Source organism: Treponema sp. B152, assembly GCF_024181665.1.
GTDB classification, from domain to species: Bacteria; Spirochaetota; Spirochaetia; order Treponematales; family Treponemataceae; genus Treponema_B; species Treponema_B denticola.
The window spans coordinates 1,523,862-1,542,697 of the sequence record NZ_CP058668.1; the positions used below are offsets into that span (position 1 = coordinate 1,523,862).

An 18,836-nucleotide genomic window follows, 5' to 3' on the forward strand; every position below is an offset into this window, starting at 1 on the left:
TCCGTCTGCCAAAGGGGACACCCCTTTGGAAACCCCGTTTATAGGCGGGGTTCTTAGGGGCAGAGCCCCTAAGCGGTTCTTTTGAAGAAAGGTGGGGTCATAGGGGAGGAAAGGAACTTTTATCCGAAAAAGTGCCGTTCCTCCCCTAATTTGGATTGACGGGTCTCAATCCGTAAGACCTAATGTACGCCGCACAGGACGTGCGGTGGTTTAAGCGTACGATGTTTTAGGCGGTAAGCCTAAAACTCGCGGTTAGTAAATATACAAGGACGTACATTTACTAACCTGACATCCTGTTCGCCGCGGCTTGTTCTCTTAAATGTCGCTCGGTACAAAAACGCCATTTACTTTTTGCATCTTCCAGTGCTTTGCGTCTTTCGCATTGTCAAAGGCTTTTTTAAGGCTTTCAGGCTGGCTGAAGTCTGTGCAGTTGCCTTCGGTAACGTTTGTTCCTTTCATATAAAGTACAGCCGTTGCACTGTCGCTTGTCTCACGTATCGGCAAATCGTTAAGGAGCTTTGTGAAGGCATCGGCATTAAGCTTATTCTTCCAGCATTCCAGCTTTTTCAAAGCGGTGCAACCTTGCACGTCAAGGGCAGGAAGCTGATTGCTTGCACAGTCAAGCTCTTGCAAGGCGGTTAAGCCCTGCACGTCGAGGGCGGTAAGCTGATTACCTCCGCACTTCAGCTTTTGCAATTTGGTTAAGCCGTGCACGTCAAGGGCGGTAATCTTATTGCTGTTACAGTAAAGCTCTTGCAATGCCTTTAAGCCTGACACATCAAGGGCGGTAAGCTGATTTCTGGAGCAGTTAAGCTCTTGCAAAGAGGTTAAGCCTGAGGCGTCAAGGGTACTAAGCTCATTGCTGTTGCAGATAAGCTCTTTCAAAGCAGTGCAGTCTGACACGTTAAGGGCGGTAAGCTGATTGGTCTTGCAGTCCAGTTTTTGCAATGCGGTGCTGCCCCGCACATCAAGGACGGTGAGCATATTGCTGTTGCAGTAAAGCTCTTGCAATGCAGTGAGACCTTGCACGTCAAGCTCGGTAATAAAATTGAACCGGCAGTCAAGCTTTTGCAAGGCGGTACAGCCTGAGGTGTCAAGGGCGATGAGCGGTCTGTTACCTCCTGGCGTTTCTTCACCCCTACAGTCAAGCTCGGTGATGTTTCCTATGAGGGTAACCTTTGTACCTATTGCGGTGAGTGTGGTTTCCACATCGCTTGTAAGTTCTGTTACGGTGCAGCCTTCCACCTTCATTGCAGAGCCGTCTTTTGTCTTTGCCTTCACTTTTACGGTGAACTTACCGGGGCTCAAGGTGAGTTTGACAGAGTAGGGCTCAAAGCTCACCGTAATGGCGGCCGGCTTTGTTACGTTGCAGGCGTAGGTGTTTGACTTGTGGCCTAAAATGGCGTTGCCGTCCACTTTCCACTCTTTTACGCGATAGCCTTCGTCGGCTTTGGCAGTAAATATTACCCATTTGCCCTCTTCAACCTTGTCGCCTGAAGTGATTTCGCTTGTGCCGAGTATCGCTTTCAGCGTGCCGTTAGGCGGCGTGCCTTCTACGCTGAAAGTGACGGCGTGTTTGGGCGGTGCAGGCGGGGCTGGCGGCTCGGGCTTCTCGGCACTCGCCGGCTGTTTGCAGGCGGTAAACATAAGTGCGATGAGCAGCATAAAAGCGGCTCCCAAAAAGGCATGTGCCTTTATCTTTGAATTACATGTTTTCATAGTAATTCCTCCTATAAAATATTTGAAATATAGCCACCGCACAGGATGTGCGGTCACTGCCAACTGTATGCGAGTTTGCGGAGCAAACTCGGATTGAAAATCGGACAGGATGTCCGATTTTCATACCGCCGCAGCTCTTTGGAAATCTTTGTTTGTATGCCTTTCTGTTTACGGATGGGGTTTCCAAAGGGGTGTCCCCTTTGGCAGCGTTGAAAAGGAGATAGGGGGCCGTAGGGGGAAAGAGGGAAACTTGCGTCTGACAAGTGTCTCTCTTTCCCTCTACAAAAAGTCGGGGGTTTAAGGGGGACGCAGCCCCCTTTACTAAACCAAGGTTGTTTTGAGTAAAATTGTACTGTTGTGTGTGAAAATTTACGCGGGCAGATTGCGCGCTTATGCCGCTTGTTGCTTGTTGCTTGTTGCTTGTTGCTTGTCGCTTGTCGCTTGTCGCTTGTCGCTTGTCGCTTGTCGCTTGTCGCTTGTCGCTTGTCGCTTGTCGCTAAAAATTATGAGGTGCGTTTCGGCTTTGTCAAGTCCTTTTGCAAAACTTTTTGCACTTTTTTTGTGAGAATGTTTGTAGCTTCTGTCGGTGCGTTTATCTATCATCAATATACAGTATAGCACGGTTTTGTGATGGTTTCAAGTTTTTGGGGGAGATTTTTAGGATTTTTTTTAATTTAACCCCAGCAGGAGCGTAGAAACAATGCACCTATACTAGTTCTCAAAAGAGTTTTTATTTTTAACAATTTTAACGGTCTTAACCTTATGTCCGTCCATATCCTGAACAATAAAGTCAAAATCATTCCAAGCTGTTTTTTCATATTTGGCAGGTATTTTTCCGAAAAGATCGAACACAAAACCTCCCAAGGTTTCAAACTCGTCTACAGGTAAGTCATCGCTTTTGATGGTTTCGGCAAGGTCGTCCAGATCGACACGGGCATCGCAAAGCCAGACACCCGGGGCGATTTCGGTAATATCCTCACCCTCATTGTCAAATTCATCCTGTATATCGCCTACAATCTCTTCTATGATGTCTTCCATACATACAATGCCTGAAACACCGCCGTATTCATCAACAGCAACGGCAATATGAACATGGCGTCTTTTAAATTCGGCTAAAAGAGCGTCAATTCTTTTTGATTCAGGAACAAAAAATGCTCGGCGCACTATCTTATCAAGCTCAATTTTTTGATTCTTTGTCAAAAGTTTTATTATATCCTTAACATAAAGAATACCTATAACATTATCGATTGACTCATCATATACGGGAAAACGGGAGTGGCCGCTTTCCGATATCCTGTCTAAAATTTCATCGCTAGGCGTATCAAGGGCTAAAAAATCAACATCTATACGCGGAATCATAACCTCTTTTACAGCCGTATCGGATAAGTCGACAACGCCGCGGATCATATCCCTTTTTTCCTCGTTTAATCCTTCTTTTAGAATATTGTTTACATTACCCTTCTTTTTAAATAAGTCTATTATACCCATAACTATACCCGATAAATTTCCATATTTTTATATTGCATAAGCAATTCTTCTTGAAATTTAAGCATTTCTTGTTCCGGAGAATTATCCGAATGATCCATTCCGTTCAAATGCAAAATACCGTGCACAATCAGTCTTTTTAGCTCTTCATTTATGTCTACGTTAAATTCTTCGGCATTAAAGCGGAGACTGTCAAGGCTTATAACTATGTCTCCGGCCATAAACCTTGTTTCACCGGCCTCGTCAAAATATTCGTCACCCTGTTCAAAAGAAAGGACATCTGTCGGCGAATCGATATCCCTGTATTGTTTATTAAGGTTTTGAATAAAAGCATCATCACAAAACAACAAGGAGATATCCCAATTTTTCAAGTTTAAATCTTTTAGGACTTCAGATATAAAATTTTCAACTCTTACGGGGTCTATAGACCCCGGAGGTTCATCATTAAATGACACACTAATCGAATTAGACATTATGATTTTCCTTTTGAGGCTGTACCTGAGAAGCTTCAACCTCTAGTTTTTGACCGTTTTTATTCTGCGGCTTTGTTCCCTCATCATCATCAACATTCTTTTGATTCGGATATTCTATTCTGGAATGATAGTAACCGGCTAAAATTTTTACGAAAGCGGCCTTGATTATTCTGACTTCGCGGAAAGTAAGCTCAGAGTTATCAAGCTGACCTGACTTTATCTTTCCGGAAACAAGCTCATCTATAAATTTTTCCAGACGTGGAACCGAAGGTTTTTCCAAGGTACGGCATGCAGCCTCAACTATATCGGCCAGCATGACAACAGCAGATTCTTTTGAGCGCGGAGGTATTCCGGGATAACAAAAATCTTCGATATCTACATTGGGATCAAGTTCTTTTGCCTTTGCATAAAAATAGGATATACAGCTGTTTCCGTGATGCTCGGAGATTATATCTATAACCGGCTGAGGAAGCCGTAATTGCTTTGCTTTTTCAATACCTATTTTTACATGACTTCTTATTACCGTAGCCGAAAGGCGGGGATTTATATCCATGTGCTTATTATAATTTGTCTGATTTTCTACAAAGTATTCGCCCTGCTCCATCTTTCCTATATCGTGATAATAAGCTCCTACACGGGCTAAAATCGAATTTGCTCCTATCTCACGGCATGCACTTTCGGCCAAGGAAGCAACCATCATCGAATGATTATAAGTTCCCGCAACCGTTATGAGCATTTTTTTCATAATTGGAGAATTAAGGTCGGACAGTTCCATCAGTCTAAAACTTGTAGGAACATTCATCAAGGTTTCTAAAATCGGCAAAAAGCCCAAAACCAAAATACCGCTTATAAACCCGCTCCCCGCAGTGCTCAATAAAAGCACCGATTTATCGCTTGCAGAGCCCGGGAAAATAGCAAACATACAGAGTAAAATTATAGGCTGCACCAAGATTAAACCTAAGGCAGTCTTAATCAGATCCATCCTTCGGCCCTTAATATTTACCATACCGGCTCCGGCAAGACCTGAAAGGATAGCAAACATGGCCGGCTGAATTTTAAAACCTGTTGCACCGAAAACGGCAAGAGAAAAAACAAAAACGGCAAATACGGAAATTTTTCTTGAAATTAAAGCCGCGATAAGCATGGTCAAAAAAGTAACCGGCAATATGGGAACAATATCAAGAGGATATGCAAATATCGAAAGCCTTGAAAGAAAAAGAATTAAAATATATATCAAATCAAAGGAGATTAAAATAAGCAGATTGAATTTAACATCCAAACTTTCCCCGATAATTTTTTTAGAAAACAAAAATAGGCTGATTATAACAGATAAGGTTAAAAAAATTAGAGCAGCAGCAATCTGGCTAAAATCTATGTATCTTCCGTCCCCTGCGTAGGCTTTTAAACGTGTATAGGCATCTTCAGATATTATAAATCCTCTTTTTATAATCTTTTGATTTTTTTCTATATTTATTTTTACAGGAGTAACCTTTTTTAAGGCCTCATCTACTCTTTTTTCGGTTTCTTCGGTATCAAATAAAATATTAGGCTGGGCAAATGGAAGCACAATACTCAACACATAGGATTCAAGTTTTGACTTTTTTACATCGGAAAGGAAAGTTTTAATCCTATCTCTCACATTATAAAATAAAACAAGGTTCGCAAGAAATACGTTTGTAGACGACAGCTTTTGGTCTTGGCTTGTCCTTAGACTTATTTCGGCATCATTTAATTCTCCAAGGCCTGTAAGAGGCATCTCTATTATGCCTATATCGAAAAGCTGTTTTAACATATTGAGCGAAACAGAGGTAATCTCATAAAAATCAACAGCCTTATATATGCTTTCCAAATCATTTTCTGAAAGAAGAACGGGATATTTTTCCATAACCATAAATTTAAAAGCCGTAAAACTCTTTGCCGAATCTTTTAGACCTATTATATAACTCGCAAATTCGGAGTACTCTCTTATCATTTTTTCCGAAACCGAGTCATCCTTATAAAAAACCGCCCTGACGGAATGTTTAGCTGCAACTCTTCTTATTTCTGTAGCTTTTTCATCAATCACCTCAATATTACGGTTTGATATTACATCCCTGTCGGAAACCATTCCGACTTCAAAATCGGAAATAGTCAATTTGGAAAATCCCGAATTTTCATAAGCATTGAGATAAATCATTACAGCCAAAACCAAAAAGCTTACCGCAACCGCTGTAACAAAGGCCTTATTTCTTTTAAATATCACACTGAGAAAAGATATTTTTTGTTTAAATTTACTCTCTTTTTTATTCTTTATCATAGGCTTTAATTATTTTTTGAACGAGAGAATGGCGTACAACATCTTCCGGAGAAAACCGGACGATACCGATCCCTCGAATTTTCGATAAAAGATTTGCAGCATGTACCAAACCGGAATTTTTTGACGATGAAATATCGGATTGTGAAGGGTCTCCCGTTATAATGAGCTTGGAACCCTCTCCCATTCTCGTCAAAAACATCTTCATTTGCTCTTTGGTAGTATTTTGAGCTTCGTCCAAAATTACAACGGCGTTATGCAGGGTTCTGCCCCTCATATAGGCCAAGGGAGCCACCTCAACCATATTGGACTCCTCCATTTGGCGTATAAGCTCAAAAGGCATTAAGAGCTCTATAGAATCATAAAGAGGTCTCAAATAGGGAGTAATCTTTTGAACGAGGTCTCCCGGTAAAAAACCTAAACTCTCGCCGGCCTCTACAACAGGTCTTGTAAAAACAATCTTACGCATTTGGCGCGACATAAGCATTTGAAGGGCGCATGCAACAGCCAGATAGGTTTTTCCCGTACCGGCAGCACCAAGGCCGAAACTTATATCGTTATTACGGATAGAAGAGATGAATTCAAGCTGATGAGGATTTTTGGGGTATACGGAACGTGTTCCCCTCGGAATATGGATACAGCCTGAAGAAAGGTCCTGCTCATCGGAAACATTTATGGTAGATATAAGAGATTCGATATATTCCGATGAATTTTCGGACTTGATTTCCGATGAATTTACTGCCTTATCAACAACATGCTGAAATTTTTTGCAAATCTCATCATCGGCACTTAAAACACTTACCTCATTACCGCGGCAAACGACAGGAACCCCAAGATATTGCTCAAGAAAGCCCAAATTTCTGTCATTGGTACCGCAAAGAGCGGAAAGCACTTGTTCATCTTTTAACACTATTGTATATGCGTCTTCCAAATATAAACCTCTAGTAGTCTATTTTAAATGGAAAAAAGCAGTTCAGTCAAGGCCTTTAGGCCTTATTTAATACTTTTTCTTTCAATATTAGGTATAAACTACATAAAATTAGGTATAAAATACATAAATTCGCACAAAAAAAAAAGAGATACCGGATTTATCGGTATCTCTTTTAAACTACTCACCGTCTTTTTTGGTTTCAGTGCCGCTATCCGTACCGTCGTCGCTTTTCCACCAGTCGGTTGACGTTTCGGTTTGTTTTTTCATTGCCTCTTCGGATAAACCTGAATCCGATGGGGTTTTTGTAATAAGGGCCAATAAAAAGGTCGTTACAAAAAACAGGGCAACAACAACATAAGTAGCTCTTGTTAATACGTTGCTCGACTTTGAGCCGAAGGCCGAGTTGCTTCCGCCTGAAAAAAGGCCGCCCAAACTATCGCCTTCTTCATTTTGTAATAAAACTAAAAAGATAATAATCGCACAAATTATGACAAAAAGTACTAACAAAGCAATACCTAAACCACCCATAATCTAACTCCAAATTATAAAAATACGCCCTACAGAATACACTAAAAACGGAAAAGTTTCAATAGCTCTTATTAAATTTTTAGCGGACTTTTCTAAAAATAACTCGTTTTACTACAGTTGTCTTTGTTTTTCCTACAGAAGCGGCTTTTAGATCTTCAACTTCAAATCTTGAAAAAACATTAGTTCTTTTATATTCGGCGATAAATTCCATAATAATTTTTTCGCAGTCGGCTTCATTATAGGTATCGTTATTTTCCTCATAGGTAAGGTAAAACTCAACCTGATTTTCCAACCCGGGAACATCCATCTTTGTCAAATACATTACGGCAGATGGTCTGTCTTTAATTTCAATTTTCTGTGTTTTGGTTGTTACATTTGCCGCATTTTGGGCAAAAACAGCCAAAGCTAATAAAGCCATAATACTAATCGCAAAAAATTTCTTTTTCATCTTAATAACCCTCCAATTTAAGTTATTTCATTATACTGTAAAGCTAAACAACTATCACAGCTCTTAAGATACTAGCATTTTATTCTCATTTTTTCAAGTAGAAAACAAGTTTAATCAAGAGTTTAAAGTCTACTCGGAAAACAAGGCTATAGGCAAAAATGTTTCCGTTTTAAGACCGGCTCCGCCTATTAGGCCTCCGTCAATATTGGGCTTTTTTAAAAGACCGGCGGCATTTTCAGGTTTCATAGAGCCTCCGTACTGGATTATCATATCTTTAGCAGCCTTTTCTCCGTAAAGAACGGCTAAGGTCTTCCTTATTGAAGAATGGATGGCATCAGCATCCTCAGGGCTCGCATTTTTTCCCGTTCCTATTGCCCAAACAGGTTCATAAGCAATCGTTACCTTATCCAAATCTTTTGCAGAAACTTCTGTAAGCCCTTTTTTAATCTGCCTTTCGCATACGGCTTCGGCATGACCGGCTTCACGCTCTTCGAGAAGCTCTCCCACACAGAGGATAACTTCAAGACCGTGTTTTAATGCAAGTTTTACCTTTTTATTGATAAGATCATCTGTTTCCTTGTATATATGCCTTCTTTCGGAATGGCCTAAAATTACGGCTTGAACCCCTACATCCAAAAGCTGAAGAACGGAAACCTCCCCGGTATGAGCGCCCTTTTCTTCCAATCCCATATTTTGAGCACCCAGCAAGATATTGGAGCCTTTAAGCACGGACGCAACATCTTGCAGAAGAGTAAATGAAGGAGCTATCATGTACTTATTTTTTCCGTCTTTGAGGCCGGCCTTCATTTCTGTTGCAAGCTGCTTGGCTTCAGCCCTATTCATATTCATCTTCCAATTTGCCGCAATGTAAAACTTTTTCACTTCTCCTCCTATAAAAACTTTTTGCAGCAAATATAAATTTGCGAAAAAAGTTTTTTCAAGTAGTTTTGCAAAGGCAAAACTACATACAAATGATACGATGTTTTGTGCGAAGCACAAAACTCGAAGATAAACAGTGAGGCTGAATTCCTGCCGAACTGTTTATCGAACCTCCTATAATTGAAGCCAAAAGGCCTCATTCATATTAAACAGGTTATCCTTTTATGCCGGCGTTGTCAAGACTATAATTGAATTTTATGGTTTATTGTGGTAATATGCCTAGAATATGAGAGGTTCTTATGAAATCTAAAAAATATATAATAATTGTCTTTCTTGTTATATGTTTGATAATCAAAACAGTCCAAACAGCCTTCGCAACTGAAAATGAATCGGAATATGATATACCTTATGCAAAAATTTTTTATGAAAAGAATACGGATATTTATGATGCTATATATTTTTTGGCTATCGAAAACGGATTTTCTCCTCTTTCCTATAAAAAGCCGCAATCTGCAGCAGAGCTTTATAAAGCATTAAGCCTTATTGATAAAGAAAATTTAAGCAATATAGGCTTACAGGTATATGAAAATACAAGAAAAACTTTAGAGCAGCCTAATTATCTTCTTAAACAAGAAATACTTAAATTCAATATAAATGGAGAGCTTGCAATTCAGGGAAGAATTGCTCATAAAGTAAACGAATATACTCCATATATAGATAAATTTTTATCTTATAATGCGATGCCTGATCCTATTGCAATCCCCTTCGATTTTTTAATTTCAAATTATTTTTATACTTACTGTTATTTAAGTCTTAATAAGAATTTTGCAGCAAGTAAATTTTCAAATACTTTTTTAAATATTCCATTAAAAGACAAAGATATGGATTTTCATTTTCCAAAAAGAGCAGGCATAGCCGTAGGAGGTTCTTTTTTTAACATAAATATCGGTAGAGGCTCATTAAATTTAGGCAGGACCTTGGGCGGCAGCATGCTCATAGCAGATACGGCTGACCGTTTTGATTATTTTTCAGGAACTGTGTTCACAAAAAACTTAAAACTGGACGTAACGGTTTTGGAATTAAATCCCACCAGATTTTTATTTATGCATGAGGTAAGCTTTAGACCAATAAAGCAAATTTCAGTAACACTTCATGAAGGTGTTTTAATAAATTCTTTTTTTGATCCGCGCTTTTTAAACCCTGCAATGATTTTTCACAGCCATGCCGCATGGAAAGAAGATTATCTGCCCGGAACTACACCGGCATCTGAAAATGGAGCAGTAGGAAGCCAATTCGGGATTACGATAGATGCAGTTCCAATAAAAAGATTGAGAATATATGGGCAATTCGGAATGAATCAGTTTCAAACTCCATCAGAGCTCAAGGGCTTAAACGAAAAAAATTATACCCCGAATTCTTTAGGAGGTCTTTTCGGTCTTGAATATGTTTACCCTACAAAAATAGGTTATATCATATCTTCCGTTGAAGGCATTTACGCAAACCCATGGTATAATATTCTTTCAAATAAAAAAATAAGCTATTATCATGAACGGAAAGAAATATCTTCTTCGATTTTAGACTATAATAAGTCTCAAATATATACATGGATTTCAAATCCCTATGGGCCTGATACAATCACAGCCATAGCCCAGATTTCTCTTGTTAATCCAAAAAAACATTCGGCATCCCTTACTTACAGGCTTGTGTGCAAGGGCGAAAATGAAGACAACTTTTTTGATAAAGATAAAGAAAATCCTCCGGGTGTGTATTATCCGGAAGCTAAGGGGAACAACCATCCTGAATGGCTTAATTGGAGAAGTCCAAGCGGTAATCCTATCTTTTTTAACACTATCAGAATATCAGGATCATACCAAATATTGCATAATTTACTTGCACGGGGAAGCTTTGCATGGACAAATGCATCGGGAAAAATTAATGGAAATGCAATTGACTTTTCGGTATCTTTAAAATATAGCATACGTTGATTCAAAATTTTATGAAATCTAGGTCAAAAGACCTCATTCATATTAAACAGGTTATCCTTTTATGCCGGAGTTATCACGAAGGTTGTTTTCCTTTGCTTGACATTTTAGAAAAAATTCACTATTATTTACTGTAACTAATCTGTGTGAATTAACCTTAAAATTGTGGAGATAATAAAAAAAATGAAACATATAACTAAACTAATACTGTTGGCAGTATTGTTATTTGCAAGCTGCAAAAACCCTGCAGGAAATAGCTCCGTACCGTCTTCACCGCAGCAAGGCGGCGGATCAACGCCCGCACAAATAACGATAACCGTTGCGGGGGACGAACACGTTGTGCTTAAAGCGGAAAAGACGTTTATGGCGGATAAGGGCAACACATGGCACCAATTAAAGGCTCAAGCGGAGGACAGAATCGACCAGTATGCGGCAGGACGCGGACCCGATAAATGGAAACTTACCGATGCCTCAGGTCAGAATTTAACCGATGCATATCTTTTTAATACGAATACGACGGTTTTTATTGTAACCAAACCGACTTCAACGCCTCCTACGCCTAAGATTACGATAACGGTTAAGGGAGATCAAAACGTCGAATTGATTTCTTCCGCACCTAATTTTCCTACATTAGAAGTGGATAAGGGCAAAACGTGGGGTGAAATCGAATCATTTGCAAAAACCAAAATCAAAAAATATAAGCCGCATTATGAACTTAAAAACTGGCACCTTACAAATGCGTCGGGTACGGTTTTGAATGCCAGCTATATCACACCATTTAATGCTGATGCAACTGTCTTTATAGAAACAAAACCTGTCGATATAACGCTTACCATTACCGGTACCCATATTACCGCTAATCCGCCGCAGCTGAAATTCCCCAGAGGGACCAAATGGAATACTGTAACTAAAACCGCAGTAGAAGCATGTATTACTTATGATCCGGGTTTTAAATTAAAACAATGGATGCGCGATAATGGAGGCGTTAAAAGGCCGCTTGTAAATAATTTTCCGTTTTCAAAAGATACGACAATATACGCCGAAACTAAACGTGAAAAAATAACGATAACGGTAAAGGGCGACAGTCAGGTTCATATAAAACCGGATAATACTATTTCCGATATAACAAGCGGAACGCCATGGCAGGACATCAAGGTTTTGGCAAAGGCAAAAATAACCGGCTACGATACGGGGTTTGTATTTTCTGCATGGAAAAAGGGTGCGAGTGGAAACGAACTGCTTAACGGCGATACCTTTGAAGACGATACCGTTGTATATGTCGCGGCAAAGCCGGTTCCCGCTTCGGACGGCGTAAAGATAAATAGTGAAACCATTGTCGGTAAAGATCCCGGTTGTGAGTTTCCCGCAATTACCGGTACTTCATGGACAGGTGTTTTCCCTGCGGGCCGCACCGTCACTTTAAGTGAATATACAATGGGCAAATACGAAGTAACGGCGGAATTGTGGAATACGATATACGTATGGGCAAAAGATAGGGGCTATGAGTTTGATTATAACGGCAATACCCCAAACAGTGACAAACCTATATCGGGTGTAAGCTGGCGCGACTGCGTTGTATGGTGCAATGCATATACCGAAGCAAAATTCGGAAACACCGCGCAATGTGTCTACACTGATTCTCGAACTACTGGAATCGTAAAAAGTATCGGTGATGACGATGATGATTACATTGTGTGTGATTTGACAAAAAAAGGCTACCGTTTGCCGACCGAAGCCGAATGGGAGTTTGCCGCTCGTTATCAAGGTAGCAATGATGTCACAGATAGCATAAATGCAGAAAAATACGGCACTGTCTATCTAACCAATGTAAATTCGGCAAGCGGAGCAATACTGCCTATCGGTTTTGAAGGTATGACACTGCCTGCCGATAAGAGTTATGAAACCTTACGTGCAGAGACGGCACGAGTTGCGGTTTTCGACAAGTATTACAACGGCTCGGCTTTTGTAGACCAGCCTGATTCCGTAAATGGTGTATCTGACGTCGGAAAAAGAGCGGCGAACAAATTGGGCATTTACGATATGAGCGGCAACGTAGCCGAATGGTGCTGGGACAGGTATTCGGCAACACTATCTTCCGGTTCGGTAAATGATCCGACCGGTTCCACGTCATCTGCCGATACCAAACGCGTTTTACGCGGCGGCTTTTGGTCAAAAACTGCGGAAAAAGCTGTCTACGAATGTATGACCGGAAAGCGGGAGAATGATACCGCAAGTGCAGCATATCAGTCTATAGGTTTCCGCCTGGTATGGCAGGAGTAGTGCATTTTTATTGATATTACCGTAAAAAAACTATATAAACATACGGCAATGCCCCCAATTGTGATATAAAAGTTTATATGTTGACTTTTTACATGCTATTATAGTAAACTCGCATAACTTTATAGTTATACTAATGAGGAACGTAAATGATGAAAAAACGAATTTTTGTTATACTGTTTATCTTTTTTGGATTATCGGCTTTTTCTCAAGCTGCAGTGGACATCTTCGATCCAATATATGAAGATATAGGTATTTGGGAAAGGATCGGGCTTATTAATGATGCCCCTTCAATACGTCCATACCCATTACAAGAAATAAAAAGAATCTTAGACATCGTTATAGAAAAAGGAACTGAAAATCAGAAAAAAAAAGCAGGTCAATATAAACAACGCTTATTTGGAAAGATCTTCCATTTTGGAGGCATGACCGAATTCGGTATTCGTTCTCCTAATGGGAATAAAAACTTCGCCTTGGCCCCTTTTATGGAAATAAATCTTTCATTGAATGAAATACTAACAGCTTCTGCTCATGTGAATTTTAGCTTATTAAGCAGATTACCAAAAGATGAATCTTTGCCGGCCTTTCAATTTTCAAAAAAAGATATAATGCCTGATAACAGCGTAGTAGGCTCATTTACTTTATTACCTATGTTTAATTCAGGAGTTGCAATAGGCACACCGGAATACTATTTTAGTGCAGGTATGAGCCGAGCCTCATTTGGCCCCTTTGATGAAAATAATATTATAATCGGAGAACAAGCATTCCATGCAGGGCAATTTATTTTTGTAATCAATAAAGATAAATTTACATATAACCAGATTTTTTCTTCTATATCGGCATCAAACGATTTCGGAAAAGGTTATTTTCCCAGCAAATTTATTGCCGGACATTCGCTTAGCTTCCGCCCGCTCCCATGGATATCAATAGGTATATTAGATTTGATAACATATGGTAAAAGACTTGAACCCATATATTTTATCCCTTTTTCAGCTTTTTTCCTAGGCCAAAGTATTTATAAATTTCCCGATAATAGTTTATTAGGCCTAACTTTTGGAATAAAACCGATTCAGGGGTTAAAAATTGACCTTGTGTTACTTGCAGATGATTTAGGCTTTAATGAAATAATAAAATTTAAGAGTGCCAGATGGAGAATAGCCTCTCAACTAGGTATTTCTTATGCTATGCCCAAGGATCATTGGTTTAGTTTTGCAGATATAAACTACACCTTCATTGCCCCATACTGCTATACTCATACGCATGACTCAAATTATGCAAAGCCGAATTATGAAAATTACACTCATAACGGAGAACCTCTAGGAAGCAATCTTCCTCCAAACTCCGACCGAATAAAAGTTAAAGCTCAATTTAGGCCTTTAGAAGGTCTTGCAATAAATATATCAAACACCTTTATCCGCCATGCTAATACAACTGAAAGTATTACCGATATCAATATTTTAAAAGATTATCTTACAAAAAATTATGCAACTGATGGTTCTATTTTTAATCATCCTACAATAACAGGTGATTCTGGAGGAGAAACTACATGGAAAGATCATGCTTTCCTTTACTCCACACCATTCCTAACCCAGCAGACAATTCAATATGTCAATCAGCTTGGATTAGAAGGAGTTATTAACCTCCCGATTTTAAAATCAGGCGGTTTAATGCAGTTTAAACTGGGCTATACCTTTGAAACAAATATAAATCCGGGAGTGAATAACCATATTTATAAAAAATCAGGCAGTATTAATGACTCATCATCTAACGATGATGTTTTAGCTGAAGCCAACAGACAATTAAAAGCTTGGAGAGAACAAGCCGTCGGAAAAGAGTTTAATCACTACTTTAACATAGGCGTAAAAATCTCTTATTAAATATTATTTTGCGGTCTTTTGCCAAACCTTATTTTTAATTTTCCATGTGCATAGACCGCTTTTTTCTTCTTCAAATTCAACATCTGCATAGTACCGGCTGCGGCAGCTCAAAATTGAAAAAACAGGAAGGCGTGTTTTTTGCTTTAAGCTCTCAAGTTGTAAAAATACTGTTTTTGCCTCTTCACGTGCATCACCTAAGATAAAACCTCCGTTAACCTCAAAAGAATCGGGAGAATTACAAGGTCTTACAATTAGAGAGCCTGACAAAATCGGCGGATAGATTGTAAGACAGTCAAACTTTTTCTTTGTTTTAAAAAGAGGAATTGTCTTACGAAAAGGAAAAGACACAAGACTTTGAATCAATTTTTGTTCCTCATAGAGAACGGCCATTAAATTATCGGGTAAAAAAAGACAAGTTTCCGTCATACTTAAAAAGGTTTATTTTCAAAATCTTGAAAAAACGAAGCATTGTATTTACGCTCTACCCCTATGGAAGTGGGAGGACCGTAAAAAGGCATGATAATAAGATTATCTTCAAAACACATGAGCTTTGTTTTTAAAATATTGCGTAGAGTCCGCTCTGCATACATATTTGAAGTTTGACCAATCATTCCTGCAGATAAGGAGGTTCCGGTAAATACCATATTCTCAATTTGAAACATGTAAGAGTATGATGAGTGTGCAGGAATTGCAAAATATCTTACAGAATAACCGGCTACATCTATGCAGGCGTCTCCTCTCAGTGTATTTATTATTACATTTTCAGAAAAGCAGCTTCCGGCATAAACCTTTGGACTGTAAATTTTTAAAATCGTATTGAGTCCCATTTCATAGGGATGTTCAAGATCGTGAGTCAATAAAACGGCTTTAAGATTAAATTCGTTTTTTTCAATTTGATGTATCATCTTTTCGGTAATTTTTGCAGGGTCAATTATAACAGCCTCTTTTGTAATTTCATTTCCGATAAGATAGGTGTTTGCAAAAAATTGCGGCGAAAAATGAAGATAAACTTTCATACAAATTCATCTCCTTCCGTAAAAACCGCCTCGCGTGTATTGGATGACTTATAAGAAACGCCATCTTCTTTCGAATATAGAAACAAGGTCTTTTTAAGATTACAGTTTTGAAAATAAACGTTTTTTAAAAACGAAAACATAAAACGTGAGCTATATAAATCAGAATCGTTAAAGGAAACATCTTCCGCCCTGATTCCGTTAAAATTATTTTGCAGAAGCTCGGAATTTTTAAAATCAGTGCGGATAATTTTTGCCCCTCCGAATGAAGAAAACTGAATATCGGAATTTTGAAAATTACAAGAGTCTATTTCGCAAAAATCAAAAAAACACATTCTAAGGTGTAGGTTGCTGCAATTACAGTTTTTAAATTTGCTGTTTGAAAAAGTACATCCGGTAAAAGATTTTTTTGAAAAGTCTAAACCTTCAAATTCCAAACCGGATAAATTTAAACTGTTCAAAGAATCCGATTTTTTTAAAAGTTCGAGAAAATCTTCATATTCAGTTTTTTTATCAAAATTAAACATCAGCTCCTTCTTATTATCTTATTCTAAACTTAAAAAAACTCCTATTCAAGTAGTGAAGACTTTAGTTCGTACACCCTTATTCTATTATCCAAAAAATCGGATAGAACTATTTTTTTTCCGTCGGGAGAAACATCCAAGCCTGTAGGTTGATTACCGGCTTCAATGCTTTCAATACGGGTAAAGGTTTTTGTATCGATTATATCGAGACGGCCGAAGACATAACCCTTATACAAATATCCTTTATCGGGATTATTCGGCCCCCTGCATGAAACATAGAGAAGGCTTTTATCAGGCGAAAGCTGAATAGTATTCGGATTAAAAAACACCTTGATACTTGCAACAAGCTCATCCTTATCAGTAGAATAAACTTCAACAATATCATTTCTCATATCCGAAACGTAGATTAGCTTACGCTCATAGTCGGTAACAATGTGCCGCTTTGCCCCCTTTACCCCGCCCTCGTAAACGGTTTTATAATCGGCTAAAGATTTTTTTATAAGTTTACATTGAGAATTACCGGCCGAATCTTCAAATTGTGCACAGTAGATAAATTTCCCGTCCTGAGAAAATGCCATACCTCTCGGAACAGCCTTGGTTTTTATCTTTTTTTCTTCTTTATAAGAAGAAGGATCGATAACGCTTATATCCTGTGAGGTCCAATTACTCAAATAGACCTTATCAAGGCCGGCATTATAAGCCATTACCTTGCTCCATGTACCTGTAGATTTTATAGTTCTTTTATACTCAAAAGACGTAAGATCAAAGATATGAATTGAGGCTGTGGGCATTTGGCTGACCCATAATTCGTTTTTATGTTTTAGCACGAGAGATTCTACAAAGCCGAATTTTTCGGCATATTCTTTTGGAGGAGAAATCCGCTTCGCCTCTCCGGTTTCAATATCTATCAAATCAAACCCAGAACCGTCAAGAAGGGCTACAGCAACAGTTTTATCGTTTACGAAGGTAACGCTCTTAGGTTTCCTTCCCGTGGGAAAAACTTTAACTACATCGTATTTTGAATCTATGGGAGAAAGAACAACAAAGGCTTTTTTATTTTCTATCGATGTTAAATCCAAACTATGAGTACGGAAGCCTTCTTTTTTTATCACAAGTGAAGTTGTCGTATCATTTAGAGTAAAACTCAAATGCCCCAGAGTCTTATCGGAAGATATAAGTTTAGATTCAACTTTAAGTCCGTCAGCAAAGAATTCCGCATTTTTATACGGCTGAAGATTAAGATCAAAAGCAAAATCTGCAAAACACAACATGGCGGAAAGAAAAAAGCAAAATATACACAAAAACTTTTTCATAAAAAATGGAGAATAAATCGAAAATCTCATAAACCTTATTTTGCTTGTTTTATAAAGCTTTGTCAATGGGATTCAGCTTGACATTTTCTTTATTTTTTTATATATTATAATCATAATTTTGATATATCAAAATAGGAGATTTGAAATGACAAAAAAATTAATAGTCTTATGTTTAACAGGACTTACCATATTAAGTTCGGTGTTTTTCTCATGTTCTAAAACAGAAGCAACGAATGAAGCCAAGGATTCAGGTAAGATAAAAATTACTGCAACAATAGGCATGGTTGCCGACATAGCCAAAGTTGTCGGCGGAGATGAAGTTAATGTGCAAGCTCTTATGGGTGCGGGAGTAGATCCCCACCTTTACAGGGCAAGTGCAGGAGACATGGAAAAACTTCAAAAAGCCGATATTATTTTTTACAGCGGGCTTCATCTTGAAGCAAAGATGGGAGAGGTTTTGCAAAAAATATCTTCTACCCGCAAAACCGTAGCAGTTGCCGAAAGCATTCCCAAAGAATATTTATTACCCTTTGAGGAATCCGAATTCGATCCTCATGTTTGGTTTGATGTAAAGCTATGGAAATATGCAACGGAATCGGTATATAAAACCTTAGCGGAATTTGCTCCGCAAAAAAAAGAAGTCTTTAAAGAAAATTATGAATTCTATCTTGCAAGACTTAACGAACTTGATGAGTTTATTAAAAAGAGAGCTTCCGAAATTCCGCAAGAAAAAAGGGTTTTAGTTACAGCCCATGATGCCTTCAATTATTTCAGCAAAGCCTACGGCTTTGAAGTCAGGGGGCTGCAAGGCATAAGTACTGTAAGCGAAGCAGGAGCAAAGGACGTACAGGAGCTGGCAGATTTTATTACAAAAAGAAAACTTCCGGCCATCTTCGTTGAAAGCTCGGTTCCCGAAAAAAATGTAAAAGCCTTGCAGGAGGCCGTAAAAGCCAGAGGCTATGATGTTTCAATCGGAGGAGAGCTTTTTTCGGATGCTATGGGTGATGAAGGAAGCTTCGAAGGAACATATATAGGAATGCTCACCCATAATATAAACACGATAATAGATGCCTTAAAAAAATAAAAGATTTATT

The 18,836-nt window shown here is 38.7% G+C and carries 17 protein-coding genes; 4 read left to right on the forward strand and 13 right to left on the reverse strand.

Annotated elements, in window-relative coordinates; all coding sequences use genetic code 11:
* Nucleotides 1–315: 315 nt before the first annotated feature.
* The 9 genes from HYB91_RS07085 to tpiA all read right to left on the reverse strand — a co-directional run bounded on the left by HYB91_RS07085 (nt 316) and on the right by tpiA (nt 8,759).
* Nucleotides 316–1,719, reverse strand: coding sequence for a leucine-rich repeat domain-containing protein (locus HYB91_RS07085; RefSeq protein ID WP_002677744.1), 1,404 nt, complete (start codon nt 1,717–1,719; stop codon nt 316–318).
* 390 nt (nt 1,720–2,109) lie between these two features.
* A complete protein-coding gene (locus HYB91_RS07090) occupies nt 2,110–2,322 on the reverse strand; it encodes a hypothetical protein (protein ID WP_044909851.1) in 213 nt (70 codons plus the stop codon).
* Nucleotides 2,323–2,430: 108 nt separating this feature from the next.
* Nucleotides 2,431–3,207 carry a hemolysin family protein gene (locus HYB91_RS07095; protein ID WP_002677743.1) on the reverse strand — a complete coding sequence of 259 codons (777 nt, stop codon included), beginning with the start codon at nt 3,205–3,207 and terminating at the stop codon, nt 2,431–2,433.
* 2 nt (nt 3,208–3,209) lie between these two features.
* Nucleotides 3,210–3,677 carry an rRNA maturation RNase YbeY gene (gene ybeY, locus HYB91_RS07100; RefSeq protein ID WP_002677742.1) on the reverse strand — a complete coding sequence of 156 codons (468 nt, stop codon included), beginning with the start codon at nt 3,675–3,677 and terminating at the stop codon, nt 3,210–3,212.
* Nucleotides 3,670–5,973 (reverse strand): HD family phosphohydrolase, encoded by a 2,304-nt coding sequence (locus HYB91_RS07105; protein ID WP_002668515.1) that lies wholly within the window; start codon nt 5,971–5,973, stop codon nt 3,670–3,672. Before HYB91_RS07105 ends, ybeY begins: the two co-directional genes overlap by 8 nt.
* The gene (locus HYB91_RS07110) at nt 5,960–6,901 is read right to left on the reverse strand and encodes a PhoH family protein (protein WP_002671630.1); all 942 of its coding nucleotides are present in this window, start codon (nt 6,899–6,901) and stop codon (nt 5,960–5,962) included. The genes HYB91_RS07105 and HYB91_RS07110 overlap by 14 nt, the downstream gene beginning before the upstream one ends.
* A 177-nt stretch (nt 6,902–7,078) precedes the next feature.
* Complete coding sequence (gene secG / locus HYB91_RS07115) at nt 7,079–7,429, reverse strand: preprotein translocase subunit SecG (protein ID WP_002668509.1); 351 nt, start codon at nt 7,427–7,429, stop codon at nt 7,079–7,081.
* A gap of 79 nt (nt 7,430–7,508) precedes the next feature.
* A complete protein-coding gene (locus tag HYB91_RS07120) occupies nt 7,509–7,877 on the reverse strand; it encodes a hypothetical protein (protein ID WP_002677739.1) in 369 nt (122 codons plus the stop codon).
* A 129-nt stretch (nt 7,878–8,006) separates the two neighbouring features.
* On the reverse strand, nt 8,007–8,759 hold the full coding sequence (tpiA, locus tag HYB91_RS07125; protein ID WP_002677737.1) for a triose-phosphate isomerase: 753 nt from the start codon (nt 8,757–8,759) through the stop codon (nt 8,007–8,009).
* Between the two features lie 296 nt (nt 8,760–9,055).
* On the opposite strand from tpiA, the gene HYB91_RS07130 reads away from it, so the two are divergent.
* The 3 genes from HYB91_RS07130 (at nt 9,056) to HYB91_RS07140 (ending at nt 14,892) form a co-directional block, all read left to right on the forward strand.
* Nucleotides 9,056–10,741 (forward strand): hypothetical protein, encoded by a 1,686-nt coding sequence (locus HYB91_RS07130; RefSeq protein WP_002677735.1) that lies wholly within the window; start codon nt 9,056–9,058, stop codon nt 10,739–10,741.
* A gap of 180 nt (nt 10,742–10,921) precedes the next feature.
* The gene (locus HYB91_RS07135) at nt 10,922–13,018 is read left to right on the forward strand and encodes a formylglycine-generating enzyme family protein (RefSeq protein WP_002677734.1); all 2,097 of its coding nucleotides are present in this window, start codon (nt 10,922–10,924) and stop codon (nt 13,016–13,018) included.
* Nucleotides 13,019–13,164: 146 nt separating this feature from the next.
* Nucleotides 13,165–14,892 carry a hypothetical protein gene (locus tag HYB91_RS07140; protein ID WP_002677732.1) on the forward strand — a complete coding sequence of 576 codons (1,728 nt, stop codon included), beginning with the start codon at nt 13,165–13,167 and terminating at the stop codon, nt 14,890–14,892.
* A 3-nt stretch (nt 14,893–14,895) separates the two neighbouring features.
* Here HYB91_RS07140 and HYB91_RS07145 read toward each other — a convergent pair whose 3' ends face one another.
* Genes HYB91_RS07145 through HYB91_RS07160 form a run of 4 tightly spaced genes read right to left on the reverse strand, consistent with a single transcriptional unit; the run spans nt 14,896 to nt 17,742 of the window.
* Nucleotides 14,896–15,318 (reverse strand): hypothetical protein, encoded by a 423-nt coding sequence (locus HYB91_RS07145; RefSeq protein WP_002677730.1) that lies wholly within the window; start codon nt 15,316–15,318, stop codon nt 14,896–14,898.
* A gap of 2 nt (nt 15,319–15,320) precedes the next feature.
* Nucleotides 15,321–15,908, reverse strand: coding sequence for an MBL fold metallo-hydrolase (locus HYB91_RS07150; protein WP_002677728.1), 588 nt, complete (start codon nt 15,906–15,908; stop codon nt 15,321–15,323).
* Complete coding sequence (locus HYB91_RS07155; protein ID WP_002677726.1) at nt 15,905–16,432, reverse strand: pentapeptide repeat-containing protein; 528 nt, start codon at nt 16,430–16,432, stop codon at nt 15,905–15,907. Before HYB91_RS07155 ends, HYB91_RS07150 begins: the two co-directional genes overlap by 4 nt.
* Before the next feature lie 41 nt (nt 16,433–16,473).
* Entirely contained in the window at nt 16,474–17,742 is a 1,269-nt protein-coding gene (locus tag HYB91_RS07160; RefSeq protein ID WP_002677724.1) for a YncE family protein, read from the reverse strand.
* Between the two features lie 145 nt (nt 17,743–17,887).
* On the opposite strand from HYB91_RS07160, the gene HYB91_RS07165 reads away from it, so the two are divergent.
* The gene (locus HYB91_RS07165) at nt 17,888–18,826 is read left to right on the forward strand and encodes a metal ABC transporter solute-binding protein, Zn/Mn family (RefSeq protein WP_002671643.1); all 939 of its coding nucleotides are present in this window, start codon (nt 17,888–17,890) and stop codon (nt 18,824–18,826) included.
* Nucleotides 18,827–18,836: the final 10 nt, after the last annotated feature.